Source organism: Aliidiomarina sp. B3213 (assembly GCF_003290085.1).
Lineage (GTDB): Bacteria > Pseudomonadota > Gammaproteobacteria > Enterobacterales > Alteromonadaceae > Aliidiomarina.
Genome location: NZ_QMKJ01000001.1, coordinates 727,502 through 754,462, shown reverse-complemented (window position 1 = coordinate 754,462; position 26,961 = coordinate 727,502). Strand labels below are relative to the sequence as shown.

Annotated in this window: 26 protein-coding genes and 2 tRNA genes; 24 read left to right on the top strand and 4 right to left on the bottom strand. The window is 45.8% G+C overall.

The window, feature by feature from the left end:
- Nucleotides 1-57 precede the first annotated feature (57 nt).
- Nucleotides 58-804, top strand: a complete 747-nt coding sequence (locus tag DQX04_RS03670; protein ID WP_126266336.1) for a DUF3108 domain-containing protein — start codon at nucleotides 58-60, stop codon at nucleotides 802-804.
- On the opposite strand, the gene purN is transcribed toward DQX04_RS03670, so the two are convergent.
- Nucleotides 801-1,445, bottom strand: a complete 645-nt coding sequence (gene purN / locus DQX04_RS03665; protein ID WP_111914510.1) for a phosphoribosylglycinamide formyltransferase — start codon at nucleotides 1,443-1,445, stop codon at nucleotides 801-803. The two genes, DQX04_RS03670 and purN, sit on opposite strands and share 4 nt — an antisense overlap.
- Nucleotides 1,442-2,485: a phosphoribosylformylglycinamidine cyclo-ligase gene (gene purM / locus DQX04_RS03660; protein ID WP_111914509.1), complete on the bottom strand. Its 1,044-nt coding sequence runs from the start codon at nucleotides 2,483-2,485 to the stop codon at nucleotides 1,442-1,444. The genes purN and purM overlap by 4 nt, the downstream gene beginning before the upstream one ends.
- A gap of 196 nt (nucleotides 2,486-2,681) precedes the next feature.
- Here purM and wrbA point away from each other — a divergent pair, with 196 nt between their 5' ends.
- The 7 genes from wrbA to greA all read left to right on the top strand — a co-directional run bounded on the left by wrbA (nucleotide 2,682) and on the right by greA (nucleotide 10,402).
- Complete coding sequence (gene wrbA, locus DQX04_RS03655; RefSeq protein WP_111914507.1) at nucleotides 2,682-3,278, top strand: NAD(P)H:quinone oxidoreductase; 597 nt, start codon at nucleotides 2,682-2,684, stop codon at nucleotides 3,276-3,278.
- Nucleotides 3,279-3,320: 42 nt separating this feature from the next.
- Nucleotides 3,321-3,665 (top strand): zinc ribbon domain-containing protein YjdM, encoded by a 345-nt coding sequence (locus tag DQX04_RS03650; RefSeq protein WP_111914506.1) that lies wholly within the window; start codon nucleotides 3,321-3,323, stop codon nucleotides 3,663-3,665.
- Nucleotides 3,666-3,681: 16 nt separating this feature from the next.
- Complete coding sequence (locus tag DQX04_RS03645; RefSeq protein WP_111914853.1) at nucleotides 3,682-4,524, top strand: M48 family metallopeptidase; 843 nt, start codon at nucleotides 3,682-3,684, stop codon at nucleotides 4,522-4,524.
- Nucleotides 4,521-5,345 (top strand): 4-hydroxy-tetrahydrodipicolinate reductase, encoded by an 825-nt coding sequence (dapB, locus tag DQX04_RS03640; RefSeq protein WP_111914504.1) that lies wholly within the window; start codon nucleotides 4,521-4,523, stop codon nucleotides 5,343-5,345. Before DQX04_RS03645 ends, dapB begins: the two co-directional genes overlap by 4 nt.
- 169 nt (nucleotides 5,346-5,514) lie before the next feature.
- Nucleotides 5,515-6,684: a glutamine-hydrolyzing carbamoyl-phosphate synthase small subunit gene (gene carA, locus DQX04_RS03635; protein ID WP_111914502.1), complete on the top strand. Its 1,170-nt coding sequence runs from the start codon at nucleotides 5,515-5,517 to the stop codon at nucleotides 6,682-6,684.
- Nucleotides 6,685-6,704: 20 nt separating this feature from the next.
- A complete protein-coding gene (carB, locus tag DQX04_RS03630; protein WP_111914500.1) occupies nucleotides 6,705-9,929 on the top strand; it encodes a carbamoyl-phosphate synthase large subunit in 3,225 nt (1,074 codons plus the stop codon).
- Entirely contained in the window at nucleotides 9,926-10,402 is a 477-nt protein-coding gene (greA, locus tag DQX04_RS03625) for a transcription elongation factor GreA (RefSeq protein ID WP_111914498.1), read from the top strand. Before carB ends, greA begins: the two co-directional genes overlap by 4 nt.
- A gap of 73 nt (nucleotides 10,403-10,475) precedes the next feature.
- Here greA and DQX04_RS03620 read toward each other — a convergent pair whose 3' ends face one another.
- Nucleotides 10,476-10,748, bottom strand: coding sequence for a helix-turn-helix transcriptional regulator (locus DQX04_RS03620; protein ID WP_111914496.1), 273 nt, complete (start codon nucleotides 10,746-10,748; stop codon nucleotides 10,476-10,478).
- 66 nt (nucleotides 10,749-10,814) lie between these two features.
- Between DQX04_RS03620 and DQX04_RS03615 the strand changes: the two genes are divergently transcribed.
- Complete coding sequence (locus tag DQX04_RS03615; protein ID WP_111914494.1) at nucleotides 10,815-11,351, top strand: helix-turn-helix domain-containing protein; 537 nt, start codon at nucleotides 10,815-10,817, stop codon at nucleotides 11,349-11,351.
- On the opposite strand, the gene yhbY is transcribed toward DQX04_RS03615, so the two are convergent.
- Nucleotides 11,335-11,625 carry a ribosome assembly RNA-binding protein YhbY gene (gene yhbY / locus DQX04_RS03610; RefSeq protein ID WP_111914852.1) on the bottom strand — a complete coding sequence of 97 codons (291 nt, stop codon included), beginning with the start codon at nucleotides 11,623-11,625 and terminating at the stop codon, nucleotides 11,335-11,337. The genes DQX04_RS03615 and yhbY overlap by 17 nt on opposite strands.
- A gap of 137 nt (nucleotides 11,626-11,762) precedes the next feature.
- Here yhbY and rlmE point away from each other — a divergent pair, with 137 nt between their 5' ends.
- From rlmE to pnp, 15 genes are all read left to right on the top strand, one after another.
- A complete protein-coding gene (gene rlmE / locus DQX04_RS03605; protein ID WP_111914492.1) occupies nucleotides 11,763-12,389 on the top strand; it encodes a 23S rRNA (uridine(2552)-2'-O)-methyltransferase RlmE in 627 nt (208 codons plus the stop codon).
- A 39-nt stretch (nucleotides 12,390-12,428) separates the two neighbouring features.
- Complete coding sequence (ftsH, locus tag DQX04_RS03600) at nucleotides 12,429-14,378, top strand: ATP-dependent zinc metalloprotease FtsH (protein WP_111914490.1); 1,950 nt, start codon at nucleotides 12,429-12,431, stop codon at nucleotides 14,376-14,378.
- A gap of 62 nt (nucleotides 14,379-14,440) precedes the next feature.
- A complete protein-coding gene (gene folP, locus DQX04_RS03595) occupies nucleotides 14,441-15,253 on the top strand; it encodes a dihydropteroate synthase (protein WP_111914488.1) in 813 nt (270 codons plus the stop codon).
- A gap of 5 nt (nucleotides 15,254-15,258) precedes the next feature.
- Nucleotides 15,259-16,596 carry a phosphoglucosamine mutase gene (gene glmM, locus DQX04_RS03590; protein ID WP_111914851.1) on the top strand — a complete coding sequence of 446 codons (1,338 nt, stop codon included), beginning with the start codon at nucleotides 15,259-15,261 and terminating at the stop codon, nucleotides 16,594-16,596.
- A gap of 103 nt (nucleotides 16,597-16,699) precedes the next feature.
- On the top strand, nucleotides 16,700-17,437 hold the full coding sequence (gene tpiA, locus DQX04_RS03585; RefSeq protein ID WP_111914486.1) for a triose-phosphate isomerase: 738 nt from the start codon (nucleotides 16,700-16,702) through the stop codon (nucleotides 17,435-17,437).
- A gap of 2 nt (nucleotides 17,438-17,439) precedes the next feature.
- Entirely contained in the window at nucleotides 17,440-17,760 is a 321-nt protein-coding gene (gene secG / locus DQX04_RS03580) for a preprotein translocase subunit SecG (RefSeq protein WP_111914484.1), read from the top strand.
- A gap of 20 nt (nucleotides 17,761-17,780) precedes the next feature.
- Nucleotides 17,781-17,867: transfer RNA gene (locus DQX04_RS03575), tRNA-Leu, on the top strand.
- Between the two features lie 95 nt (nucleotides 17,868-17,962).
- Nucleotides 17,963-18,039, top strand: a tRNA-Met gene (locus tag DQX04_RS03570).
- Nucleotides 18,040-18,197: 158 nt separating this feature from the next.
- The gene (gene rimP, locus DQX04_RS03565; RefSeq protein ID WP_111914482.1) at nucleotides 18,198-18,656 is read left to right on the top strand and encodes a ribosome maturation factor RimP; all 459 of its coding nucleotides are present in this window, start codon (nucleotides 18,198-18,200) and stop codon (nucleotides 18,654-18,656) included.
- A gap of 21 nt (nucleotides 18,657-18,677) precedes the next feature.
- Nucleotides 18,678-20,183: a transcription termination factor NusA gene (gene nusA, locus DQX04_RS03560; RefSeq protein ID WP_111914480.1), complete on the top strand. Its 1,506-nt coding sequence runs from the start codon at nucleotides 18,678-18,680 to the stop codon at nucleotides 20,181-20,183.
- 12 nt (nucleotides 20,184-20,195) lie between these two features.
- Complete coding sequence (gene infB, locus DQX04_RS03555) at nucleotides 20,196-22,853, top strand: translation initiation factor IF-2 (RefSeq protein ID WP_111914478.1); 2,658 nt, start codon at nucleotides 20,196-20,198, stop codon at nucleotides 22,851-22,853.
- A gap of 65 nt (nucleotides 22,854-22,918) precedes the next feature.
- On the top strand, nucleotides 22,919-23,305 hold the full coding sequence (gene rbfA, locus DQX04_RS03550; RefSeq protein WP_111914476.1) for a 30S ribosome-binding factor RbfA: 387 nt from the start codon (nucleotides 22,919-22,921) through the stop codon (nucleotides 23,303-23,305).
- The gene (gene truB / locus DQX04_RS03545) at nucleotides 23,306-24,229 is read left to right on the top strand and encodes a tRNA pseudouridine(55) synthase TruB (protein ID WP_111914474.1); all 924 of its coding nucleotides are present in this window, start codon (nucleotides 23,306-23,308) and stop codon (nucleotides 24,227-24,229) included. It abuts the gene before it with no gap.
- Nucleotides 24,230-24,355: 126 nt separating this feature from the next.
- Nucleotides 24,356-24,625 carry a 30S ribosomal protein S15 gene (gene rpsO, locus DQX04_RS03540; RefSeq protein ID WP_111914472.1) on the top strand — a complete coding sequence of 90 codons (270 nt, stop codon included), beginning with the start codon at nucleotides 24,356-24,358 and terminating at the stop codon, nucleotides 24,623-24,625.
- Between the two features lie 197 nt (nucleotides 24,626-24,822).
- A complete protein-coding gene (pnp, locus tag DQX04_RS03535; RefSeq protein ID WP_111914850.1) occupies nucleotides 24,823-26,949 on the top strand; it encodes a polyribonucleotide nucleotidyltransferase in 2,127 nt (708 codons plus the stop codon).
- The last annotated feature ends 12 nt before the right edge of the window (nucleotides 26,950-26,961 follow it).

Here is a 26,961-nt window from a genome sequence, read left to right as displayed (position 1 = left end):
CGAGCTTATGAGAAAGTTCACTTTGTGTCCGATGTAGTAGCTGGAGAAAAGTAGTCTGTGGGTACACTAATTCTGAATTCCGTACGAAAAATTGCCGCTAGGGTGATGTTACTCCCTGCGCAGGCTTTCGCCCTGGGCCTTATGATGTTTGCGCTGTCACCACCTCTAGTGGCAGATGAGTCTGTTACTGCGGAAGTGAATCAGCCTTATGTTGCTCATTACGAAGTGACTCGCCGGGGACGTTCTCATGGTGAGGCCATCCGTCGTTTAGAATTATTGGAAAACAGTCAATATCGCTACTACACGGAAACAGAAGTTTCCTTTTTGTTTTTGTCTGATCGACGTGTACAAATTACAGAGTTTGAGTTCGTGCAAGGTCAAATTCACCCTCTAGTGTATGAATATGAGCGCACAGGAACAGGGAGTGACGATCAACTTACTTATGACTTCGCAGAACATTCGAATGAGCAAAATATTCTAGATGCCAACTCTGTGCTCCATCAATTACAGCTCGGCTTGGCGAATGGCCAGTCTGAATTCGAGTTTGACGTACTCAACGAGCATGGAGAAAGAGAAACGTACCGCTTTGAAGTTATGGGAGATGAAACGGTTAGTGTGCCTTATGGAACGCTAGACACGTTAAAAGTTGCTCGAGTGCGTAACTCTCAGCGAAGAGAAACTTACTTTTGGTTTTCGCCGTTGTTGAATTACTCTCTGGTGCAGATGCAACAAATCAAGGAAGGGAAGGAGCAAGCTAAGCTGTCTCTGAAGTCGATACAGCTTAGCGCACTCCAGGAGTCTTAGTCTGCAGCGTAACCTTGTGGCCCTAACAGCGTGCCGTCTAAATGTGCGCCTTGCTCGGTAAGTTTCAGCCGTCCCTCGCATACCCACTTCAGTACAAGTGGGTATATGCGATATTCCTGCTCGTGAACACGTTCTTGCAGGTCTTCAACAGTGTCGCCAGCAAAGATTGGGATTTGTGCTTGCAGCACTACAGGCCCACCGTCTAGTTCTTCACTCACAAAATGCACGCTCACGCCATGAATATCGTCACCGGCGTCTAAAGCTCTCTGGTGTGTATTAAGTCCTTTGTATTTGGGTAACAAAGAAGGGTGGATATTGAGCATTTTACCTGAGAAGTGACGAACCAAATCAGCGGTAAGAATGCGCATGAATCCAGCAAGTACAATAACGTCTGGTTGATAGCTGTCGATAAGCTGCGTTAATGCCTGGTCATAGTCTTCTCGTGTTGCATATTCTTTATGCGAGAGAACTTCGGTGTTTATACCCAGTTGCGCTGCTTTGTCTAAACCTTTTGCGTCGGGTTTATTACTAATCACGGCAACAACTTCACCTGGTATTTGTCCTTCTTGACAGGCCTCAGTTAAATTCACCATGTTGGTGCCTGAGCCTGAAATAAGAATAACGACACGCGCTAAGCTCATTCAGTAAACTCCACCGCTTCTTCCGCGTCATTACGGCTCTCAATGGTTCCGAGTACCCAAGCACTTTCGCCTTGGTCGTTCAGGAATGTTACGGCTTGTTCAGCTTGTTCGGCTGGAACTGCAATAACTAGTCCGACGCCGCAGTTAAAGGTTCTGAACATCTCGTCGCGAGCTATGTTGCCGTTTTCTTGTAACCAACTGAAAATTGTTGGCCACTGCCAACTATTCTTCTTAACAACAGCTTTTGTACCTTCAGGTAGCACACGTGGAATGTTCTCTTGGAAGCCGCCGCCAGTAATGTGAGAAATCGCGTTAACTTGAACGTTCTTGATAAGCTCAAGCACAGGTTTCACATAAATTTTCGTCGGCTCTAGCAAATGCTCTGCGAGAGTTTTCCCTTCTAAGTCTTGATTGATATCGGCACCAGAAACTTCTAATACTTTACGAATCAAAGAGTAACCATTTGAGTGCGGACCAGAAGAAGCCACGCCAATTAATTTGTCACCTGCTTTGACTTGAGTGCCGTCAATAATTTCGCTTTTTTCTACTACACCGACGCAAAAGCCTGCGAGGTCATAGTCGTCGCCTTCGTACATACCAGGCATTTCAGCTGTTTCACCACCAATGAGTGCACAGCCAGATTGCTGACAACCTTCACCTATTCCTGTGACTACGTCGGCTGCAACGTCTACATTTAACTTGCCGGTGGCATAGTAATCTAAGAAGAAAAGAGGCTCTGCGCCTTGAACGATCAGGTCATTCACACACATCGCGACTAGGTCGATACCCACTCCGCTATGTTGTTTTAAATCGATGGCCAATCTTAGTTTAGTACCGACACCGTCTGTGCCAGACACAAGCACGGGCTGCTTGTAACCTGTTGGAATTTCACAAAGAGCACCAAAACCACCAATATTTCCCATAACTTCTGGGCGGTGGGTTTTACGCGTAACGGTTTTGATTCGTTCTACAAGTGCATTTCCAGCGTCGATATCTACGCCAGCGTCTTTATAACTCAAGGAAGGTTTTTGCTCGCTCACGAGTTTGTCCTCAGCACAAAAGTGTCTTCTTGTCGCCCGACAGGCAGGATGTTTGATGTCGGGTGCGAATTCTACCACAATCCTATTCTGCATAAACGACAAATCCTGTTTTTTTATCTTTGTTCACTAGGAAAAGTGGTTCTGTGTCGTTGCAACCGCTAGGATAGTGAAAAGATAGCGCAGCAAGGAGCTTCTCATGGCACGTATTTTAGTACTGTATTATTCCAGTTATGGACACATAGAACGTATGGCTCAAGCTATTGCTGAAGGGGCTCAAGACGGTGGTGTAGACGTAGATATCAAACGAGTACCTGAGTTAGTGAGTAGCGAGATTGCGGAGAAGTCCGGTTACAAGCTCGAGCAAAGTGCGGATATTGCAAAGCCAGAAGATCTCAAAGATTACGATGGTGTTATTTTTGGGACGCCAACTCGCTTTGGCATGATGGCTTCGCAAATGAAAAATTTTTTAGACCAATGCGGTTCACTTTGGGTGAATGGGGACATGGTTGGGAAAGTAGCCGGTGTATTTACGTCTACCGCCACGCAACACGGCGGGCAGGAAGCTACATTACTCAATTTCCACACGGTGCTTTTACATTTGGGTTTCGTTATCGCAGGGTTGCCGTACAGCTTTAAAGGACAAATGGTTATCGATGAAGTGACTGGGGGAAGCCCTTATGGCGCAACAACCTTAGCTGGTGGCGATGGTAGCCGCTGGCCAACAGAAAATGAGCTGGCGGGGGCGAGATTCCAAGGGGAATACATTGCAAAGCTTGCGAGAAAACTTCAATAATATAGACATTAACTTGATGTATTTAACCAGAACGAGACTGATATGAGCGAATCATTGCCGAACTGCCCTAAATGCGACTCCCATTATGTTTATGAAGACCAAGCGTTGTTAATTTGCCCCGAGTGCGGTCATGAATGGAACCCGAGCGAGGTAGTTGGGTCTGATGAGGAAACCTTAGATATTAAAGACACTAACGGACAACCGCTAGTTGAAGGTGACAAAGTCACGTTGGCGAAAGATCTAAAAGTAAAAGGCACTTCACAAACACTTAAAGTGGGTACTAAAGCCGTTATTAAGAGACTTGTAGACGGCGACCACGATATCGACTGTAAGGTTGATGGTGTGGGGCCGATGATGTTGAAGTCTCAATTCGTTAAAAAGGCATGAGGTACTAAAAATGCGTATCAAATTGAAAGTTTTAGCGAGTCTTTGTGCACTAACTGTTGTGGCATGCAGTAGCTCCCCAACCGGCCGCGCAACGATTAACTTCATGAGCAGTGATCAGCTCAATGAAATGGGTCGTGCTTCTTTTACCCAAATGAAAGAAGAGGGCAATGTTACACAAGACCCGGAGTTAAATGCCTACGTACAGTGTATTACAGACCATTTAGTTGCTGTTTTGCCTCAGGAATACCGTGAATATGATTGGGAAGTTGCGGTATTTGAGGAAGAAACGGTTAACGCATTCGCATTACCTGGTGGCTACATGGGCGTATACACAGGAATGATACGACTGGCTGAAAACCAACATCAGCTCGCTGCGGTAATGGGCCATGAGATCGGACATGTGATGGCTGAGCATGGTGGTGAACGCATGAGCGGTAATATTCTAGTGTCTGCTGGATTGTTCGCAGCTGATTTAATCTTGTCTGATCGACCTTCAGAGCAACGGAACTTGATTATGGCTGGGTTGGGTGTAGGGGCTCAAGTGGGAGTGTTGCTTCCATTTAGCCGTACTCACGAGTCTGAAGCCGATGAAATCGGCCTTCAGCTTATGGCTGAGGCTGGGTTTGAACCTGGGCAGTCTGTTCGTTTGTGGGAACTGATGGCTGAGCGGTCACAAGGCAGTGGTCCAGAAATACTCTCTACGCACCCTGCGCCGGAAAGTCGTATCGAAGACTTAGGTGGGCAAGTTCCAAGTGTAATGCCGTATTACCAAGAACGAGCACAACAAGGTAGTTTGCCAAGCTGTGAAAAGCCGCAACTTGACTCGTTGAATACAGACTCAAAAGCGACAAGTAAATGATTAAAGTTGGTTTAGTGGGGGCAACGGGCCGAATGGGGCTACAAGTTGCCCAAGCACTCTTGGGGCATAAAGAAGCGCAGCTTGCAGCTGCTATAACACATAGCCAGTCGACTTCTTTAGGGAAAGAGATAGGCGCTTGTCTTGGCGTGCAAGCTGGGCATTCAGAGCCAGCAGGCCTTCAAATTACAGATCAATATTCAAGTTTGGAAGGTTGTGACGTGGTTATCGATTTTGCCGTTGCCGAGGGTTTGTCGGAACGTTTAAAAACTTACCAAGCAATGAATAAACCTGTAGTGCTTTGTACTACGGGGCTCTCTGAACAAGACACAAATGCTATTCATGAGCTGTCGGAGAGTTTGGCGGTAGTTTATGCAGCAAATACTAGTGTGGGAATCACGTTATTACGACACCTTGTGGAGCAGTCTAGTGCGATATTGGGAATAGACGCCGATATAGAAATTGTTGAGGCGCACCATACTCGTAAGAAAGACGCTCCATCGGGTACTGCATTGTTATTAGGGCAAGCCGCTGCTTCGGGAAGAGGCCAGGATTTGGCACAGGTGAGAGCTTTTGACCGTAATGGCGAGGATATGACGCATGAAAAAGGCTCAATTGGGTTTGCGTCGATTCGTGCTGGAGACATAGTGGGTGAACACACGGTTTACCTAGTTACAGGGTCGGAGAGACTAGAGTTAACCCATAGAGTGGCGTCTAGAGCGACTTTTGCAGAAGGTGCAATTAAGGCTGCGCAATGGCTTGCGGATAAATCTGCAGGAAATTACACCATGGAGGACGTTCTTGGGCTAGACGCAAAGCCGTGAATTTCGTACAATACTAACAATTTGCCGAACGCCGGCAAGCTAACTGTGTCAACGTTCCTTTTTGCGTTCAAAGTAATGTTTAAATAGCGAACGATTTGGCATTGGATACGGTGTTAAAACGGGGAAGTAAGTGCGAAACTTGCCCGTTTTTTTATGTTCGGAGGTTCCCTTGAGTATTCAAGCGAGCAAGACTGCACGCAAAGCAATTTTGGTACTCGCTGATGGCACTGTGTTTTACGGACGCGCAATAGGCGCCGAAGGACACGCCGTCGGAGAAGTCGTCTTCAATACAGCGATGACTGGCTACCAAGAAATTTTAACTGACCCTTCCTATTCAGAACAAATCGTCACCCTGACTTATCCCCACATTGGCAATTACGGCACTAACTCTCAAGACTGTGAATCAAATAGCGTATGGGCTAAAGCGCTCGTTATACGTGAAGAGTCTCCAGTAGCGAGTAATTTCCGTAATGAAATGCCTTTGGGAGAGTATCTAAAGTCGAATAATGTGGTGGGAATTGCGGATATAGATACCCGCAAACTCACGAACAGACTGCGTGAAACGGGTGCACAAAACGGTTGTGTATATACCTACGCCGCAGACGAAGAAGCTCCGGTAGATGAGGCACTGAAACACGCTAAAGCGTTTGGTGGACTAAGCGGCTTAGACTTAGCAAAAGTAGCTACGTGTGACAGCAGCTATCCATGGACAGAGGGCACTTGGACTTTGGAAGATGGCTTCCAAAAGCAACAAGATACTCAGTTCCATGTAGTTGCATACGACTTCGGTGTGAAGCTCAATATTTTACGTATGTTAGCTTCTCGCCACTGCCGCGTTACTGTAGTACCTGCTCAAACGCCTGCGCAAGATGTTTTAGACATGAATCCTGATGGGGTTTTCTTGTCGAATGGTCCTGGTGACCCAGAGCCGTGTGACTATGCTATTTCAGCAATTAAAACGTTCTTAGAGAAAGGTTTGCCGGTATTTGGTATCTGTTTAGGGCACCAACTGCTAGCAATAGCTTCAGGTGCAAAAACCAGCAAAATGAAATTTGGCCACCATGGTGCGAACCACCCAGTGGTAGACCTTGATTCGGGACGTGTGATGATTACCAGTCAAAACCATGGTTTTGCGGTGGACGAAGCTACGTTACCTGAAAACATGAAGGCAACACACAAGTCATTATTTGACGGTTCATTACAAGGTATTCATAGAACAGACAAACCTGCATTCGGTTTTCAAGGTCACCCAGAGGCAAGTCCTGGACCAAACGATGCTGCTCCGTTGTTCGATCACTTTGTTGAACTTATGAAAGCGCACCAAAAAGCCGCGGTTTAAAAAAAGGAAGCAATGTCCCTATGCCAAAGCGTACCGACATAAAAAGTATTCTGATTATCGGCGCCGGTCCAATTGTTATCGGCCAAGCATGTGAGTTCGACTATTCTGGTGCGCAAGCGTGTAAAGCGCTGCGTGAGGAAGGTTATCGCGTAATTCTTGTGAACTCGAACCCTGCAACGATTATGACTGACCCAGAAATGGCTGATGCTACTTACATCGAGCCTATTCATTGGGAAGTTGTAGAGAAAATCATTTCTATTGAAAAGCCAGACGCTATTTTGCCAACGATGGGTGGGCAAACAGCGTTGAACTGTGCGCTAGAGCTTGAAGAGCAGGGTGTACTTAAGAAATATGGCGTGGAAATGATCGGCGCAACGGCTGACGCTATAGATAAAGCGGAAGACCGGGATCGTTTTGACAAAGCAATGAAGGCAATTGGCTTGGAAACACCTCGTGCCGAGATTGCGCAAAGCATGGAAGAAGCATTTGGTGTATTAGACCGTGTTGGCTTCCCATGTATTATTCGTCCGTCATTTACGATGGGCGGAAGCGGTGGTGGTATTGCATACAACCGCGAAGAATTCGAGGAAATTTGTTTACGTGGTTTAGCGTTGTCGCGTACCAACGAATTACTTATTGACGAGTCGTTGATTGGTTGGAAAGAGTACGAAATGGAGGTTGTTCGAGACAAGAACGACAACTGCATTATTGTATGTTCCATTGAAAACTTCGACCCAATGGGTATTCATACGGGTGACTCGATTACGGTAGCTCCGGCGCAAACTTTGTCGGATAAAGAATATCAAATTATGCGCGACGCCTCGATGGCGGTACTACGAGAAATCGGTGTTGAAACCGGTGGCTCAAATGTGCAGTTTGGTATTTGTCCAGACACGGGCCGTATGGTGATCATTGAAATGAACCCGCGGGTAAGCCGTTCTTCAGCACTCGCTTCTAAAGCAACTGGATTCCCGATTGCTAAAGTGGCTGCGAAGCTCGCTGTGGGTTACACGTTAGATGAACTTGAGAACGAAATCACTGGTGGGAAAACACCTGCGTCGTTCGAACCTGCACTTGACTATGTGGTCACAAAGATTCCTCGCTTTAACTTTGAGAAATTTGCTGGCGCCAATGATCGATTAACCACACAAATGAAGTCTGTGGGTGAGGTGATGGCAATAGGCCGTAACCTACAAGAGTCGATGCAAAAAGCGTTGCGCGGACTTGAACTTGGTTCTTCGGGCTTTGATCCAATCGTGGAAGGTGAGGGTGAAGAAGCCAAGGCGCAAATTATTCGTGAATTGAAAGAGCCAGGGGCTGAAAGAATTTGGTATATCGGGGACGCGTTCCGGATTGGTATGAGCGTTGAAGATGTATTCAAACTTACTAAAATCGACCGCTGGTACTTAGTACAAATTGAAGAAATTATTGCGCTAGAAACCGAAATTAAAGAGCTTGGTTTAGCTGGCTTAGATGAACATGCAATGCGTCATATTAAACGCAAAGGGTTCTCGGATTTCCGTATCGCAGCTGTGCTAGGCGTTGCGGAAGACGAAGTACGTGAAAAGCGCCGTAGCTTAAATGTGCTCCCAGTTTATAAGCGTGTGGACACGTGTGCTGCAGAATTCGCCTCTGAAACTGCATACATGTATTCCACCTACGACGAAGAATGTGAGTCGCGTCCGTCGGACAAAGACAAAATCATGGTTATTGGTGGTGGTCCAAACCGAATTGGACAAGGTATTGAGTTCGATTACTGCTGTGTTCATGCCGCCTTAGCTATGCGCGAAGACGGTTACGAAACGATTATGGTGAATTGTAACCCTGAAACCGTGTCTACTGATTACGATACGTCTGATCGCTTATATTTCGAACCTATAACCCTTGAAGACGTTCTTGAGATTGTTCGCGTTGAACAACCTAAAGGGGTTATCGTGCAATACGGCGGTCAGACGCCGCTGAAATTGGCTCGAGCGTTGGAAGCTAACAATGTTCCAATCATCGGTACTTCTCCAGACGCTATCGATATGGCGGAAGACCGTGAACGTTTCCAAAGTGCAGTTAATAAACTGGGCTTGAAGCAACCAGAGAATGCTACGGTAACGGGCTTTGATGAAGCTATTAACGAGTCTCGCCGGATTGGCTATCCGCTTGTTGTTCGTCCGTCTTATGTTCTTGGTGGGCGTGCAATGGAAATTGTGTACGATGAGGCAGACCTGCGCCGCTACCTTACCGAAGCGGTTAAAGTTTCAAATGATGCTCCAGTTCTTCTAGACCGGTTCCTCGATAACGCAATTGAGGTAGATATCGATGCAGTTTGTGATGGCGACACAGTGCTTGTGGGCGGCATTATGCAGCACATTGAGCAGGCAGGGGTTCACTCTGGAGACTCAGCATGTTCATTACCACCATATTCACTGAGTGATGTGATTCAGTCTGAATTACGTGAGCAAGTGCGTAAGTTAGCTCATGAGCTTAATGTTCGCGGTTTGATGAACACGCAGTTCGCTATTCAAGACAATGAGATTTACCTCATTGAGGTAAATCCGCGAGCGGCACGTACTGTACCGTTCGTGTCTAAAGCTACTGGCGTTCCGCTAGCAAAAGTGGCGGCACGTGTAATGGCTGGGCAGTCTTTGAAAGAGCAGGGCCATGTTAGTGAAGTTATTCCTCCGTACTTCTCTGTGAAAGAAGTTGTGGTGCCATTTGCTAAATTCCAAGGCGTGGATCCAATTCGTGGGCCTGAAATGCGCTCTACCGGTGAAGTTATGGGTGTTGGTGAAAGCTTCGAAGAGGCTTACGCCAAGGCTAACTTGGGTTGTGGCCAAGCTTTACCTCGTCAGGGTAAAGCGTTGTTGTCGGTGAGACCAGGCGACAAACATCGTGTAATTGACCTAGCACGCGGACTGATTTCTTTAGGATTTTCTGTAGAAGCTACCCGTGGCACTGCTGCTGCATTGAAAGAAGCGGGTATTCAGTGTTCAGTAGTGAATAAACTACAAGAAGGCCGTCCAAATATAGTCGACGCTATTAAAAATGGTGAGTACAGTTATATTGTAAACACTGTGGAAGGCCGTCAGGCTATAACTGATTCTGTTTATATCCGTCGCGAAGCGCTGCTAAATAATGTAGTCTATACGATTACATTAAATGCTGGGTTTGCCACAGTGAAAGCGCACACGGTCGACGATCGCGCGCGTGTAAGCTCAGTTCAGGATTTACATAAGCGAGTGAAGGAAGTATGAATCAGATACCCATGACAGTTTCTGGCGCGGAAGCATTACGCGCTGAGTTAAAGCGTTTAAAAAGCGAAGAGCGCCCACGCATTATTGAAGCTATTGCGGATGCTCGCGAGCATGGTGATCTTAAAGAAAATGCTGAGTACCATGCTGCGCGTGAGCAACAGAGCTTCTGTGAAGGACGTATTCAAGAAATTGAAGCTAAACTTTCTAACGCTCAAATTATTGATGTAACTAAAATGGCTGAATCTGGCCGTGTTATTTTTGGTGTTACGGTAACCGTATATAACACCAAAACAGACGAAGAAGTTACATACCGTATAGTGGGTGACGATGAAGCGGATATTAAGCAAAACTTAATTTCTGTGAATTCACCTATTGCGCGTGCGTTGATTGGTAAAAGCGTTGATGACGTTGCTGTAGTAGGGACACCTGGCGGTGATGTTGAATACGAGGTGGTAAAGGTAGAACACCTTTAATCGCAACTTAATAAGCAGTAAAAAGCGGCTCAATGCGAATTGAGCCGCTTTTTTTATGCGCTGCTTTTATAAATTATTGGCCTAACAAGTTTCTTAATTCAGATATTTTTGAGGCCCGCTCACTATGAGTGCTTGGAACCTCATGGTTATATTCGGGTACATCCGGAAAAACTTCTTCAACGTTTTTACCGAGTATTTTTGCAATAGCCTCTGCTACACCTTTCGACTTTGCCTGACGTGCAACAACTTTAGATATTAGCGAAGGGCTCTTGTCCAGAGCTTCTGCCACCATTGTGAGGTCGTATCCTTGCGTGGCGAGCTCTTTTTTAATTTGATTTTTGTCCATTTTTGTAATTACATACTGACTCAAATGTGATTCAAATTCGACTCAAATGAAAGTAAAAATATTCAAATGAATAGTTCGGACACTAGACCATATAAGCAGGACGAAAGCAAATCTAAGACTGAGATGGACTTAGACACGGTGATGCGACGCTTAGAGATCATCGTGGGAAGTGATAAACAAGTAGATATTGTGCGTTGGTTAGGGGTGAATCTTTCGAGCATAAACAATTGGAAACGGCGTGGTACGGTTCCCTATAAAGCTATTGTTGAAGCATTGTTGGCACGTAATATCTCGTTAGATTCCTTTTTTGCTCCGAGCAATTCGTTACATGCACCTGAAGCATTGTTACTCCATGAAACTTTGAGTTACCACGGCAAGTCGGTGGAAGCCGAAAAGTCAGACGAAAGAACTCGTATTTTGCATGCGAGTCGTGCGAGTAGCGCGTTTTTGAAGCGTCATGGAATCGAAGAGAATAATGATACGCTAGCTCAGTGCGTAGAACTGTGGTTGTATGACGACGGAGAGTTGATGTCAGAAAAGAGGTTTCAAGAGACTGCTATTAGCCTCTTGAAACGTATGGAGAGCGTTACTTCGGAAGCTTAATCGTCGGCTCTTTTGCTGGACGATAGAACACAGCTACTTTACCGATAGACTGAACCAGGTTCGCGTTCAGGTGTTCGGAGATGGTTGCCTGAATAGCGTCTCGCATCTCTTTTTCTTCTGGAATTTTCACTTTAATTAATTCGTGATGCTCCAGCGCACCATCAATTTCAGCTAACACACCTTCAGTGAGTCCATTTCCGCCAAGTAAAACGACAGGTTTTAGTGGATGAGCTTGTGCTTTCAAAAATTGCTTCTGTTTGTTTGTTAGTTGAATCAATGTGTTTTCCTTACTTACCTTTTCGAATTGTTCAATATTCAAAGCGATTGTTCGATTTCCACTGCTTCTCTATTGAATTTACGATATTCTACCCTCATATCGATTAACGAGCTAGCCAAATACGATAGGTGCCCATGGGCAAGAAAAGAACAGCCAGCAGTAGACGTTGGTTAAAAGAGCATTTTGACGACCCTTTTGTGAAAAAAGCGCAAAAGCAGGGATTTCGTTCAAGAGCTGTATTTAAATTAGAAGAAATTCAGAATAAAGACAAAATTCTGAAGCCGAATCAGATCGTTGTAGATCTCGGAGCTGCTCCGGGTGGATGGTCACAATACGTTGCTTCGCTGCAAGATGGTAAAGGTGAAGTGATTGGCTGTGACATCCTTGAGATGGACCCTTTGCCGGGCGTTGATTTCTTGCAAGGTGACTTTCGAGAAGAAGCGGTTTTGAATGCATTATTGAACCGAATCGGCGGAAAAAACGTTGATGTAGTATTGTCTGACATGGCGCCGAATATGAGTGGAAACGAAGCGGTGGATATTCCGCGTTCCATGTATTTAGTGGAGCTCGCATTAGATATGTGCCATCAAGTATTGAAACCTGGCGGTGCTTTTGCGGTCAAAGTGTTTCAAGGCGAAGGATTCGATGAGTTTTTGAAAGCCGCAAGAGATGCTTTCAAGCAAGTTAAAGTGCGTAAACCCGACTCTTCTCGAGCAAGGTCTAGAGAAGTGTATTTGGTAGCGACTGGATACAAATTATAGTACCCTGCAAGGGATACGAAGTAGTGAGAGGTAAAAGCGTTGAGCGATATGGCGAAGAATCTAATTCTCTGGTTGGTCATTGCCGTTGTGCTAATGAGCGTGTTTCAAGGATTCAACCCGGGTGGAACAGATGCGAATTCATATGCGTACAGTGAATTTGTGCGCAGTGTTAACCGTGGTGATGTTCGAGACGTAACCATTAATGAGCCAAACCGTCTAATTACCGGTAGCATGCGTAGCGGTGAACAATTCCGTACGGTTATGCCGAGTCAAGACCCTGAGTTACTTAATGAGTTACTAACTCAAAGTAATGTACAGGTAAATTTTGTTGAGCCTGAAAAGCGCAGTTTATTAGGAACTATTTTTATTTCTTGGTTCCCAATGCTACTTCTTATCGCGGTGTGGATATTTTTCATGCGACAAATGCAAGGTGGCGGTGGCCGCGGTGCGATGTCGTTTGGTAAGAGCAAGGCACGCCTGATGAGCGAAGATCAAGTGAAAACCACTTTGACCGACGTAGCAGGGTGTGAAGAAGCGAAAGAGGAAGTTGCAGAGCTAGTCGACTTCCTTAGAGACCCTTCAAAGTTCCAACGCCTTGGTGGACGCATTCCGAAAGGTGTTTTAATGGTAGGCCCGCCAGGTACGGGTAAAACTTTGCTCGCGAAAGCTGTTGCGGGTGAAGCAAAAGTTCCATTCTTTACCATTTCTGGTTCAGACTTTGTTGAAATGTTTGTCGGTGTGGGTGCTTCGCGTGTTCGTGATATGTTCGAGCAAGCCAAAAAAGCTGCACCTTGCATTATCTTTATCGACGAAATTGACGCTGTAGGCCGTCAACGTGGTGCTGGTTTAGGTGGTGGTCACGATGAACGTGAGCAAACCTTGAACCAAATGCTGGTAGAAATGGACGGATTTGAAGGTAATGAGGGCATTATTGTTATTGCCGCGACAAACCGTCCTGACGTTCTTGATCCAGCATTACTTCGCCCTGGACGATTCGACAGACAAGTAACTGTTGGCTTGCCAGATGTGCGTGGCCGTGAGCAAATTTTAAAAGTTCACATGCGCAAAGTGCCATTGGCTGACGACGTAGAGCCAGCCCTTATCGCACGTGGTACTCCTGGTTTCTCAGGTGCTGATCTAGCAAACTTGGTGAACGAAGCAGCATTGTTCGCCGCGCGCGGTAATCAACGCATGGTTTCAATGACCGAGTTTGAGAAAGCGAAAGACAAAATATTGATGGGTGCAGAGCGCAAATCAATGGTGATGTCTGAGTCTGAGAAAGAAATGACGGCTTACCACGAATCGGGACATGCCATTGTCGGACGTTTAGTTCCGGAACATGACCCAGTGTATAAAGTTTCTATTATTCCTCGTGGACGTGCTTTAGGTGTAACGATGTACTTGCCAGAGCAAGACCGCGTGAGTCACAGCAAGCGTCACTTGGAAAGTATGCTTTCAAGCTTATACGGTGGTCGTTTAGCAGAAGCAATTATTTACGGCGAAGACGCAGTAACCACAGGTGCGTCCAACGACATCGAACGTGCGACTGATATTGCTCGCAAGATGGTTACTCAGTGGGGCTTATCTTCAAAAATGGGACCTCTATTGTATGCTGAGGACGATGATCAAGTATTTTTAGGTCGTTCTGTAGCGCAGAACAAACAGATGTCTGATGAAACAATGAAGTCTATTGATGCTGAGATTCGTGAAGTTATTGATAGAAACTACACCCGTGCTCAGCAAATTCTGGAAGAAAATATCGATATTCTTCATGCTATGAAAGATGCCTTAATGAAATATGAAACCATCGATGCGGCTCAAATTGATGACTTGATGGCACGACGCCCAGTTCGCGAGCCAGAGAGTTGGCACGATAAGAACGATGGTTCTTCTGAGGGCGACTCTGGTTCTGAGGTGCCTGTAGAAGCTGAGAAGCCGAAGAAGAAAAACGTTGGGCTCGATAAGCCTGGCGAAAATCCGGCAAGTTAAAAAATCACAATGCCCCGTTTTCGGGGCATTTTTTTGAGCATATAAGACTAGAGGAAGGTTTCATGCCAGTGTCTGCTTTTCCTATCGAAGTTATGGGTATTTTAAATGTTACGCCCGACTCGTTTTCAGACGGTGGAAGTTTTAACACAACAGACAAAGCACTGCGTCATGCAGAGAAGATGATTGCAGAAGGTGCGGATTGGTTAGATATTGGTGGAGAGTCGACCCGTCCTGGTGCGAAGGATGTTCAAGAGCAAGAAGAAGTTGATCGCGTACTTCCTGTGCTAGAAAAAATTCGCGATAATTTTGAGGTTAAGGTTTCGGTAGATACCAGTAAAGCCAAAGTCATGTCTGAGTCGATTCGAGTAGGCGTCGACATGATTAATGATGTGAGAGCATTGCGCGAAACTGGGGCATTAGAAGCAGTGGCAGATGCTGACTGTTATGTGTGCTTAATGCATATGATGGGGCAGCCAAGAGTTATGCAAGACAACCCAGAATATGAAGACGTTGTTTTAGAAGTGAAAGCTTTCCTAGAGGAGCGGGTGCGGGTCTGTGAGGCTGCGGGTATTTCTAAAAACCGCGTCATGATAGACCCTGGGTTTGGATTTGGAAAAACCGTAAGGCACAATTATCAATTACTGAATAAACTACAAGCCTTTCATGAAATGGATTTACCGATGCTTATTGGGCTTTCTAGAAAGTCTATGCTTGGCGCAGTGACTGATCGCGCTGTCGATGAGCGCTTGGCAGCCAGTTTGGCTGGAGCAACGATTTCAGCAATGAAAGGCGCAAAAATTTTAAGAGTACATGATGTTGCTCAAACCAAAGACATCGTTCAGGTGGTTATGGCAACAATAACAGGGGAATGTTAGAAGTTATGGGAAAATATTTCGGTACGGACGGAATTCGTGGGCATGTTGGCCAAAGTCCGATTACACCTGATTTTGTATTAAAGCTCGGTTGGGCTGCGGGTAAAGTGTTAGCGGCACAAGGTAATACACGTGTTCTTATCGGTAAAGACACGCGTATTTCTGGATATATGCTGGAGTCGGCACTTGAAGCCGGGTTTTCTGCAGCTGGTGTTAAAGTAGCTTTTCTTGGTCCGATGCCAACACCAGCCATAGCATACTTAACCAGTACGTTCAGAGCGGCTGCTGGTATTGTTATTTCTGCTTCACATAACCCTTATTACGACAACGGCATTAAGTTCTTCTCAGACACCGGCCACAAGCTTTCGGGTGAAATAGAAGCTGCGATTGAAGAGATGATCGATAAGCCTATGGATTGTGTGCCATCGGAACAGTTGGGACGTGCCTCCCGTATCCATGATGCGTCAGGACGCTATATCGAATTCTGTAAAAGCATTTTCCCGTCGGAATTGTCTTTAACTGGTCGTAAGTTAGTTATCGATTGTGCGCATGGAGCTACATATCACATAGCGCCAAGCGTATTTCGCGAATTGGGCGCTGAAGTTGTCGAAATTGGTACACAGCCGGATGGTTTAAATATCAATGCCGGTTGTGGCGCGACAGACACCGCAGCACTCTCTAAAGCGGTTGTGGAGCATAGTGCAGAACTAGGGTTAGCTTTTGATGGAGACGGAGACCGCCTTATGGTGGTTGATCATCAAGGTAAACTCGTAGATGGCGATGAGATAGTTTATATCTTAGCGAAAAACCTATTGGATGACGGTGAGCTAGAGGGCGGAGTTGCAGGTACCCTTATGAGTAATATGGGACTAGAGCTCGCATTAGAGAAACTTGGCGTACCTTTTATTCGCACTGCCGTGGGTGACCGCCACGTAATGGAAGGATTACAAGAACGACGTTGGGCGCTTGGTGGTGAAAACTCAGGTCACATTATTAACCTGAGGCATCATACTACCGGAGACGGAATTCTAGCCGCTATTCAGTTAATGACGGCACTGGTGAGAAAGGGAGCTACTGTACGAGAAATGCTTGCGGGCATGGAAAAGCTACCTCAAGTTTTAGTGAATGTTAGGTTCCAGCAAGGAACGGATCCGCTAAACGCCGACAATGTTATTTCCGCGGTTACTGAAGTTGAGAAGGCCCTTGGTAAAAAAGGGCGCGTACTTCTTCGTAAGTCGGGAACTGAACCTTTAATTCGTGTAATGGTTGAAGGGCAAGACGCGAAAGTAGTTCGCGCGTACGCTCAGCAAATTGCACAAGAAGTTGAAGCAGTGAGTAGCGATTAAACGAACAGCGTGAATTGAGATAAAAAGTTCACGCTGAAGCTTGTATCTGGCGCGGATGTTAGTTAATATCTGCGCCGCTCTGAATACACGACAGGAGACCGGAATGCGTCAACCTTTGGTGATTGCAAACTGGAAGTTAAACGGAAGTTTGAGTCTAGCTAAAGAGTTCTCTGAAGCTTGGTCATCTTTTGTTACTGAAGGCGTTTCAGCCGCCATTTGCCCGCCGATGGTATACATCGGACAAGTTGCTGCGAACTTTCCAGAAGTTATTTGGGGAGCTCAGAATTGTAGCGAATATGAGCAAGGTGCTTATACGGGTGAAGTGAGTGCGAGCATGATTGCAGAAACAGGCGCGCATTACGTGCTTGTTGGACATTCTGAGCGTCGCACTTTATTTGCTGAGTCGAATAGTTCGGTGGCTAAGAAAGCACAAGCAATACAGAGTGCGGGCATGACTCCTGTGGTTTGTATTGGTGAAACTATAGAAGAGCGTGAAGCTGGTAAAGTTTCAGAGGTTATAGAGCAGCAATTGCAACTTGGTTTAACAGATGTTGATTTAACCAATGTTGTGATAGCGTATGAGCCGGTTTGGGCTATTGGTACAGGTGTAACAGCCTCGCCTGAACAAGCACAAGAAGTGCATGCTGAAATTAGAGCTTGGTTATTCAAACAAAGCGAATCAGCGGCTGAGAAAGTACAGATTTTATATGGCGGCAGCATGAAGCCAGAAAATGCTGCTGAATTGTTAAGTCAAACCGATATCGATGGTGGCTTAATCGGTGGAGCAAGTCTCCATGTGGAACAGTTTGCTGCTATATGTAAAGCAGCTCAAGGTAATTAATTATGTATGAAGTTTTACTTGTCATTTATCTAGTTATCGCAATCTCATTAGTTGCGCTTATTCTTTTGCAAAAAGGTAAGGGTGCGGAAATGGGTGCGTCTTTTGGTTCTGGTGCTTCGAACACTGTTTTTGGTTCGTCTGGCTCTGGCAACTTCTTGACAAGAATGACCGCAATTATGGCGGTTAGCTTCTTCCTACTTAGCTTAATCTTGGGTAATATCGCGTCACAAAGCGCTAACCCAACTGACGATTGGTCTGACTTGAGCCTTCCTAGCTCAGAGCAACCAGTACAGCAGGAAGAAGAGTTACCACCAGGTAACTAAGAAAATCCTCATTTGAATTTGCCGAAGTGGTGGAATTGGTAGACACGCCATCTTGAGGGGGTGGTGCTCTAACGGGCGTACGAGTTCAAGTCTCGTCTTCGGCACCAATAGTTAACTTGTTGTTATATCTATCAAAAATGGAATGGGACGACTTACGGTGGTTGCATTCAATAGGTAACAAGGTATAATGCAAGTATTCGGACGCGGGGTGGAGCAGTCTGGTAGCTCGTCGGGCTCATAACCCGAAGGTCGTAGGTTCAAATCCTGCCCCCGCAACCAGTTCGAATTCGGTACAATAAGTAACGAATTCGGGTCGACAGGCTAATAGTTTTCGGGCCCCGACGTAGTACGGGGCTTTTTTCTATCTGGACTGGCGGCAAGATTAAGTTGATCTAAGAACTGGGCTTTATGCCCTTTTTTTGTTTTTGGAGGTTGCGTTGGCAACATTGGTAGATAAGTTAACAGACATGCTTACACCCGCTGTAGAAGCCGCTGGCTTTGAGTTATGGGGTGTAGAGTTTGTAAGAGCGGGTAAGCACTCAACATTACGTCTTTTTATTGATCATGAGAATGGGATCGATGTGGACGATTGTGCGTTAGTAAGCCGCCAAGTAAGTGCAGTGTTGGACGTAGAAGATCCAATTAGCGCTGAGTACAATTTAGAAGTTTCGTCGCCAGGCATGGATCGACCTTTATTTACACTTGCGCATTATGAAATGTTTGTAGGTGAAAAGGTTGCCGTGCAATTAAACATGCCTGTAGATAACCGCCGTAAATTTACGGGGAAATTGGTAGCCGTGGAAGGCGACCAGTTACAGATCGAAATCGATAATGAAATGTTTAACGTAAGCTTCGCTCAGATTAAAAAAGCGAATCTTGTTCCGGTATTTGATTAAGAGTGTTAACGAGGCAAACGCATGAATAAAGAGATTTTGCTAGTTGCAGAAGCGGTTTCAAATGAAAAGGCCGTACCCAAAGAGCGCATTTTTGAAGCTCTAGAAATTGCGATTGCAACGGCTACGCGCAAAAAGAACAGTGGTGACATCGATGTTCGCGTAGAAATTGACCGTACTACAGGCGACTTTGATACATTCAGACGCTGGATGGTTGTTGAAGACCCAGAGGGTGGTTTAGAAAATCCGTATGCGGAGATTTCTTTGTCTGCAGCTCAGTACGACGATCCAAGTCTTCAAGTTGGCGATTACGTTGAAGAACAAATTGAGTCGATTGCTTTTGACCGTATTACTACGCAAACAGCTAAACAAGTTATTTTCCAAAAGGTTCGTGAAGCCGAGCGTGCTCAAGTTGTTGAGCAATATGAAGACCAAGTAGGCGAACTTATTAGCGGCATGGTAAAGAAAGCGACACGCGACAATATTATCTTAGACTTAGGTAATAACGCTGAAGCTGTGATCTTCCGTGACGATATGCTTCCTCGCGAAATGGTTCGCCCTGGTGACCGTGTTCGCGGTTTACTATACGCGGTTCGCCCCGAAGCTCGCGGTGCTCAGTTATTCGTAAGTAGAACTCACCCTGAGTTCCTTATCGAACTATTTAGAATTGAAGTGCCAGAAATTGGCGAAGAAATGATTGAAATCAAGGGTGCTGCGCGCGACCCAGGTTCACGTGCGAAAATTGCCGTGAAGTCTAACGACCGTCGCATTGACCCAGTTGGTGCTTGTGTTGGTATGCGTGGCGCGCGTGTTCAAGCCGTGTCTGGTGAACTTGGCGGCGAGCGCGTTGATATTGTGATGTGGGACGATAACCCAGCACAGTTCGTAATCAACGCAATGGCTCCAGCTGAAGTTGTTTCTATCGTGATGGACGAAGAAACGCATTCAATGGACATCGCTGTTGAAGAAGGTAACTTAGCGCAAGCAATCGGACGGAATGGTCAAAACATTCGTTTAGCAAGCCAACTTACAGGTTGGGAGCTAAATGTAATGACTACAGAAGACTTTAACTCACGTAACGAAGCCGAGTCTGCTCGCTTAACTGAACTATTTACGTCAGGTTTGGACATCGACGAAGATTTCGCGGCAATCCTGATCGACGAAGGGTTCTCATCATTAGAAGAAGTGGCTTATGTTCCTGTAGCAGAGCTGTTATCTATTGATGGTTTAGACGAAGACACCGTTGAAGAGTTACGTGCTCGTGCTCGCGATTACCTAACGACAAAAGCGCTTGCAAGCGAAGAGTCGTTGGAAGGCGCTGAGCCTGATGAAACATTGTTGAATCTTGAGGGCTTAGAGCGCCACTTGGCGTTTGAGTTGGCTGCCAAAGGTGTAGTAACGCTGGAAGATTTAGCAGAACAAGGTATTGATGACCTTGAAGAAATAGAATCGTTAACACCAGAAATGGCTGGCGAATTAATTATGAAAGCCCGCAATATTTGCTGGTTTAGTGAAGAAGATAACAAGTGAGGTGAGAGTTAAATGGCAGAAGTCAAAATAGATAAACTTGCCAGTGATATCGGTACCTCCGTTGATCGCTTGCTGAAACAATTAAGTGATGCGGGTATTACTAAGAAAGCTGGTGATGCTGTAACTGAAGACGAGAAACAGCAACTATTAGCTCATTTGAATAAAGCGCACGGTGGAGACGGCGATTCAGCGCCTGCTCGTATGACTTTAAAACGCAAAACTCGCAGCACTTTGAGTGTTGGCGGTGGTAGCGGAAACAAGGCTGTACAAGTTGAGGTGCGTAAGAAGCGTACTTACGTGAAGCGCGACCCTGTTGAAGAACAAAAGCGTGAAGAAGAAGAGCGTTTAGCTGCTGAGCAAGCAGCTGCAGAAGCTGCTAAAGCGGAAGAAGAAGCGCGTGCAAAAGCAAAAGCGGAAGCAGAGAAGAAAGAAGCTGAAGCCAAGAAAGCACGTGAAGAAAAGCGTAAAGCTCAGGAAGCAGCGAAAGCTAAAGCGAAAGAGCAAGCAGCTAAAACTCCAGAAGAGAAAGCTGCGGCTGAAGCTGCGCGTGTAGAAGCAGAAAAACTTCGTCAAGCGCAAGAAGCTGAAGCGGCTAAGAAAGCTGAAGAAGAAGCTAAACGTCAAGCTGAAGAAGCTCGTAAGCTAGCTGAAGAAAACCAAGCTCGCTGGGAAGAAGAAGAGCGTCAGCGTAAGAAAGCCGAAGAGGAAGAAGTACACTTTACTACTTCTGAAACTGCGAAATACGCTGAAGAGCAGCAAGACAGCGAAGAAGAGCGTCGCTCTCGTCGCAAGAAAACTAAGCAGAAAAAGACCAAAGAAGAAGAGGAACAACCGCGTCGTGAACGTCGTCGTAAAGGCGGTAAGATGCGTGCACCTCAAACGCTTCAGCATGGGTTTAATAAACCAGCTGCACCGGTAGTGAAGGACGTGAAAATTCCTGAAACTATTACAGTAGGTGATTTGGCAAACCGTATGTCGGTGAAAGCTTCTGAACTTATCAAGACCATGATGAAAATGGGCGAGATGGTTACCATTAACCAGGTTCTCGACCAAGAAACAGCGTCTCTTGTGGTTGAAGAGCTGGGTCACACGCCAATTACTGTAAAAGACAATGCGCTTGAAGAGTCGGTACTTAGCGACCGTGAAGAAGCGGGCGAACTAACGCCACGTGCGCCAGTTGTTACGGTTATGGGTCACGTTGACCACGGTAAGACATCGTTATTGGATTACATTCGTAAAGCCAAGGTTGCAGATGGCGAAGCCGGCGGTATTACGCAGCACATTGGTGCATACCACGTAGACACCGGTCACGGCATGATTACGTTCCTTGATACACCAGGCCACGCCGCATTTACTTCAATGCGTGCTCGCGGTGCAGGTGCTACGGACGTTGTTATTCTTGTTGTCGCTGCAGACGACGGTGTTATGCCTCAAACTATTGAAGCGGTACAGCACGCGAAAGCTGCTGGCGTTCCTTTAGTAGTTGCTGTAAACAAAATTGATAAACCAGAAGCAGACCCAGACCGCGTTAAGAATGAACTTTCTCAGCATGACGTAGTTTCTGAAGAATGGGGTGGTGATACTCAATTCGTTCATGTTTCTGCGAAGTCTGGTGAGAACATCGACGCGCTACTAGAAGCTATCTTGTTGCAAGCTGAGTTACTTGACTTGCAAGCTGACCATAACGGTATGGCACAAGGTATTGTTATCGAATCGCGCTTGGACAAAGGTCGTGGTCCAGTAGCTACAGTACTTGTACAAAGCGGTACGCTAAACCGCGGCGACATCGTGCTTTGTGGTTTGGAATATGGTCGTATTCGAGCGATGCGTGACGAACTCGGTAGAGACATACAGTCTGCTGGTCCTTCAATTCCTGCTGAGATTCTTGGCCTGTCAGGCGTACCTCAAGCTGGTGATGAAGTTACCGTGGTGAAAGACGAGCGTAAAGCCCGTGAAGTTTCGAACTATCGTCAAGGTAAATACCGTGACGTGAAACTGGCTCGCCAGCAAAAAGCTAAACTTGAAAATATGTTTAGTAACATGCAGGAAGGTGATGTTTCTGAGCTTAATATTGTATTGAAGTCTGACGTACAAGGTTCACTGGAAGCAATTTCAGATTCATTAATGAAGCTTTCAACTGATGAAGTGAAGGTAAACATTGTGGGTAGCGGTGTAGGTGGTATTACTGAAACCGACGTAACCTTGGCTGGTGCTTCGAACGCAATCGTAATTGGTTTTAACGTTCGTGCTGATGCTTCTGCGCGTAAAGCTATTGAGAGCGAAACCATCGAGTTACGCTACTACAGCGTAATTTACGACCTAATTGATGAAATCAAGCAAGCAATGACGGGTATGTTGTCGCCTGAATTCAAACAGGAGATTATCGGCCTTGCGGAAGTTCGTGACGTGTTTAAGTCACCGAAGATCGGCGCAATTGCAGGTTGTATGGTTACGGAAGGCATCGTGAAACGTTCTGCTCCAATTCGTGTACTACGTGAAAACGTAGTGATTTACGAAGGTGAGTTGGAGTCACTACGCCGCTTTAAAGATGACGTTCAAGAAGTTCGCAACGGTATGGAATGTGGTATCGGTGTTAAGAACTATAATGACGTTAAAGTAGGCGACCAAATCGAAGTATTCGAGACGGTTCAAGTAGAACGTAGCCTTTAATCGTTAAGACAAAAGCCGATCTGTGTGTCGCACTGATCGGCTTTTTTGACTCTAGGAGAAATAAAATGGGTGACTTTAAGCGCGTGGACCGTTTTTCACAGCAGCTGCAACGAGAAGTCGCGATGATTTTACAGCGTGAAATCAAAGATCCGCGAGTCGTTATGCCTACGGTTTCAGACGTCGAAGTGTCTCGAGACCTTTCATACGCCAAAGTTTTTATTACGTTTTTACAAGACGATGATGAGGCGAACAAGCAAGCACTGTCTGTACTTAACGAAGCTTCTGGCTATATTCGCTCGCTATTAGGTAAGCGTTTGAAAGCACGAGTTACACCTCAACTTAAATTTATGCACGACCAGTCAACCACTGAAGGCATGAGAATGTCAGCATTGGTGCGTGAAGCTCGCGAGTCTGATGAGCTTAAGAAGCGTGGTTCGTCAGAGGAAGAATAAGTGGCGAGAAGAAGAAAGAATGGACGTAACGTTCATGGCATGATTCTTATCGACAAGCCTGAGGGTATTACTTCAAACCGAGTGGTACAGGTTACACGTCGCTTGTTTAATGCGAATCGAGCTGGGCATACCGGTGCGTTAGACCCTTTAGCTACAGGTATGCTTCCGGTGTGTTTAGGTGAGGCGACAAAGTTTTCTCAGTTCCTTTTAGACGCCGACAAGTCTTATCGTGTAACGGCTAAGCTAGGTGAGCGCACCAATACCAGCGACGCCGACGGTGAAGTCATAGAAACTAAAAGTGTACCGTCAGTTGGTGTTCCTGAACTTGAACAAGCCATTGCGCCTTTTAAGGGTGAAATTGAGCAAGTGGCGTCAATGTTTTCTGCGCTGAAATATGAGGGGAAACCTTTATACGAATACGCGCGTGCCGGCATAGAAGTACCAAGAAAGAAACGCCGAATAACGCTTTACAGTATCGACATAGTTGATATTGATTTGCCGTTTATCACATTAGACGTGGCTTGTAGTAAAGGAACTTATATTCGTTCTTTTATTGATGACTTAGGCCAAGCTTTAGGCTGCGGTGCGCACGTTACCGTGTTAAGAAGAACGGCTGTTGCTGATTATCCGATGCAGTCAATGTTGTCGTTATCGGCTCTTGAAGAGTTAGCCAGTAGCCTTCCAGAAGGTGAGTACACTGATTTAGATCAGTTATTGCTTCCTATGGACACGCCAGTGGCTTCGCTTCCGTTAGCTACGGTGAGTGACGTGATGGTTGGTGCATTTACTCATGGGCAGCCTTTAGATCTTGAAGCGAGTGAGCCTTTGCTTCGCATATTTGATGACCAGGGTGTATTTTGGGGACTGGCGGAGCAGCAAGAAGATAAGCGCTTCTGGCCGAAACGCGTCGTGGTCTATAGTTAAATTATAGGTTGTAAATTAATAGGCGGGCTCGTATAATGCGCGCTCGAAATTACTGGGGCTAAATTAGTGATTGGCTTCAGTTGACTTAAACGCAAGCACACTCTTGCATATTTTTTGGAGTAAGTTATGTCACTAACTGCTGAACAGAAAGCACAAGTTGTTAAAGATTTTGCACAAGGCGAAGGCGATACAGGTTCACCTGAAGTACAAGTAGCACTTCTAACTGCCCGCATCACGCACTTGCAAGATCACTTTAAAGAGCACAAGCACGACCACCACTCTCGCCGTGGTTTGCTACGTATGGTTAGCCAACGTCGTAAGTTGCTTGACTACTTAAAAGGTAAGAGCGAACAGCGTTACCTAGACCTGATCAAGCGTCTTGAATTACGTCGCTAATCAGCAAAAATGAAGTTTATTTAAAAAAAGGGGCCTAATTGGCCCCTTTTGTTTTTCGTTCGGGCAATGAATCCGTTATACTGCCTGCGCAAGAAATGTAAGATAAACGGTCTATAGTTAGGCCAAATGCACAAATAAAGAGTTTGTGTATGTCAGTCAGCCCGGGTTGGGCAAATGTAAGCAAAGGAAAAGAAAACGTGAATCCAATTATTAAACAATTTCAATATGGTCAGCACACAGTAACGCTTGAAACAGGTGCTATCGCACGCCAAGCAACTGCTGCAGTAATGGCAACAGTGGACGACACTTCAGTATTAGTATCTGTAGTTGGTAAAAAAGAAGCTCGTCCAGATGCTGACTTCTTCCCGCTCACTGTAAATTATCAAGAAAGAACGTATGCAGCGGGTAAAATTCCAGGAGGCTTTTTCAAACGTGAAGGTCGTCCTTCTGAGAACGAAACATTAACTTGTCGTCTTATCGACCGTCCTATTCGTCCTCTATTCCCTGAAGGGTTTTTTAACGAAGTACAAGTTGTAGCAACTGTTGTGTCGTTAAATCCTGAAGTATCTCCAGACATCGTAGCTCTAATTGGTACTTCTGCAGCTCTAGCAATTTCTGGTATTCCATTTAATGGCCCTATCGGTGCTGCTCGTGTTGGTGTTGTAAACAACGAATATGTTTTGAACCCTTCACAAACTGAACTAGAAAGCTCTGATCTTGACCTAGTGGTAGCTGGTACTGAAGCTGCTGTTCTTATGGTTGAGTCTGAAGCAAATCTTCTTAGCGAAGACACCATGCTAGGTGCAGTTGTATACGGTCACGAGCAAATGCAAGCAGTAGTTTCTGCGATTAACGAATTTGCAGCTGAAGTAAATACGCCTAAGTGGGATTGGTCTCCAGCAGAACCGAATACTTCTCTTATCGAGAAAGTTCGTGCTTTAGCTGCTGAGAAGATTGGCGACGCATACCGCATTACCGATAAAGCTGAGCGTAAAGACGCGATTACAGCTGTTCGTAATGAAATGATGGAAAAACTACGTAGTGAAGACGAAGAGCTGAATGAAAAAGAAGCTGGCGATATCTTCCATGACCTAGAGTCTGAAGTTGTTCGCTCTCGCATTATTGCGGGTGAACCACGTATCGACGGTCGTGAACCAGATATGGTTCGTGCATTACACGTTGCAACAGGTGTGTTGCCACGTACACACGGTTCTGCAATCTTTACTCGCGGCGAAACTCAGGCGCTTGTTACTGCAACGCTTGGTACAGAGCGTGATGCACAAAACATCGATGAAATTCTTGGCGCGCGCACAGACCGCTTCATGCTTCACTATAACTTCCCTCCGTACTGTGTTGGTGAAACAGGTATGGTTGGTTCTCCGAAGCGTCGTGAAATCGGTCATGGTCGTTTGGCGAAGCGCGGTGTGTTAGCGGTAATGCCAAGTGTAGAAGAATTCCCGTACACAGTTCGTGTGGTTTCTGAAATCACAGAATCAAACGGTTCAAGCTCAATGGCTTCTGTTTGTGGTACTTCACTTGCGTTGATGGACGCCGGTGTACCGATTAAATCATCTGTTGCAGGTATCGCAATGGGTCTTGTGAAAGAAGGCGACAAGTTTGTTGTTCTTTCTGACATCTTGGGTGACGAAGATCACCTAGGTGACATGGACTTTAAAGTTGCAGGTAGCACTGAAGGTGTAACTGCACTGCAAATGGATATCAAAATCGAGGGTATCACTAAAGAAATCATGCAACAGGCATTGGCTCAAGCTAAAGCTGCTCGTCTTCATATCTTAACCGTTATGGACGAAGCACTGGGCGGAGCACGTGAAGAAGTATCTTCATTCGCGCCTCGTTTCCATGTGATGAAGATTAACCCTGAGAAGATTCGTGATGTTATCGGTAAAGGTGGTGCAGTGATTCGTGAGTTAACCGAGTCAACCAATACTAATATCGAAATTAACGATGACGGTACAATTAAGATTGCTGCAACTGACGAGAAAGACGCGAAAGCTGCAGTAGAAAAAATTGAAGCGTTAACAGCTGAAGTAGAAGTTGGTCGCATTTACGAAGGTAAAGTTGCACGTATCGTAGACTTTGGTGCGTTCGTAACAGTATTACCTGGTAAAGACGGTCTTGTTCATATCTCTCAAATCGCTGAAGAGCGCGTTGAGAACGTGAACGACTACTTAACTGTTGGTCAAACAGTGAACGTTAAAGTTCTAGAGATTGACCGTCAGGGCCGTGTACGTTTAAGCATGAAAGAGGCTGCTCCGAAAGAAGAAAAGCCTGAAGAGAGTGACGGTTCTGAAGCTTCAGAATAAGCTCTATGCTGA

What these genes read in the sequence shown, in the direction of transcription:
- carB (WP_111914500.1), top strand. Translation starts at nt 6,705, where the DNA reads ATGCCAAAGCGTACCGACATAAAAAGTATTCTGATTATCGGCGCCGGT.
- purN (WP_111914510.1), bottom strand. Translation starts at nt 1,445, where the DNA reads ATGAGCTTAGCGCGTGTCGTTATTCTTATTTCAGGCTCAGGCACCAAC.
- DQX04_RS03620 (WP_111914496.1), bottom strand. Translation starts at nt 10,748, where the DNA reads ATGGACAAAAATCAAATTAAAAAAGAGCTCGCCACGCAAGGATACGAC.
- nusA (WP_111914480.1), top strand. Translation starts at nt 18,678, where the DNA reads ATGAATAAAGAGATTTTGCTAGTTGCAGAAGCGGTTTCAAATGAAAAG.
- dapB (WP_111914504.1), top strand. Translation starts at nt 4,521, where the DNA reads ATGATTAAAGTTGGTTTAGTGGGGGCAACGGGCCGAATGGGGCTACAA.
- folP (WP_111914488.1), top strand. Translation starts at nt 14,441, where the DNA reads ATGCCAGTGTCTGCTTTTCCTATCGAAGTTATGGGTATTTTAAATGTT.
- DQX04_RS03650 (WP_111914506.1), top strand. Translation starts at nt 3,321, where the DNA reads ATGAGCGAATCATTGCCGAACTGCCCTAAATGCGACTCCCATTATGTT.
- infB (WP_111914478.1), top strand. Translation starts at nt 20,196, where the DNA reads ATGGCAGAAGTCAAAATAGATAAACTTGCCAGTGATATCGGTACCTCC.
- secG (WP_111914484.1), top strand. Translation starts at nt 17,440, where the DNA reads ATGTATGAAGTTTTACTTGTCATTTATCTAGTTATCGCAATCTCATTA.
- wrbA (WP_111914507.1), top strand. Translation starts at nt 2,682, where the DNA reads ATGGCACGTATTTTAGTACTGTATTATTCCAGTTATGGACACATAGAA.
- tpiA (WP_111914486.1), top strand. Translation starts at nt 16,700, where the DNA reads ATGCGTCAACCTTTGGTGATTGCAAACTGGAAGTTAAACGGAAGTTTG.
- rbfA (WP_111914476.1), top strand. Translation starts at nt 22,919, where the DNA reads ATGGGTGACTTTAAGCGCGTGGACCGTTTTTCACAGCAGCTGCAACGA.
- rpsO (WP_111914472.1), top strand. Translation starts at nt 24,356, where the DNA reads ATGTCACTAACTGCTGAACAGAAAGCACAAGTTGTTAAAGATTTTGCA.
- DQX04_RS03615 (WP_111914494.1), top strand. Translation starts at nt 10,815, where the DNA reads ATGAATAGTTCGGACACTAGACCATATAAGCAGGACGAAAGCAAATCT.
- greA (WP_111914498.1), top strand. Translation starts at nt 9,926, where the DNA reads ATGAATCAGATACCCATGACAGTTTCTGGCGCGGAAGCATTACGCGCT.
- rlmE (WP_111914492.1), top strand. Translation starts at nt 11,763, where the DNA reads ATGGGCAAGAAAAGAACAGCCAGCAGTAGACGTTGGTTAAAAGAGCAT.
- glmM (WP_111914851.1), top strand. Translation starts at nt 15,259, where the DNA reads ATGGGAAAATATTTCGGTACGGACGGAATTCGTGGGCATGTTGGCCAA.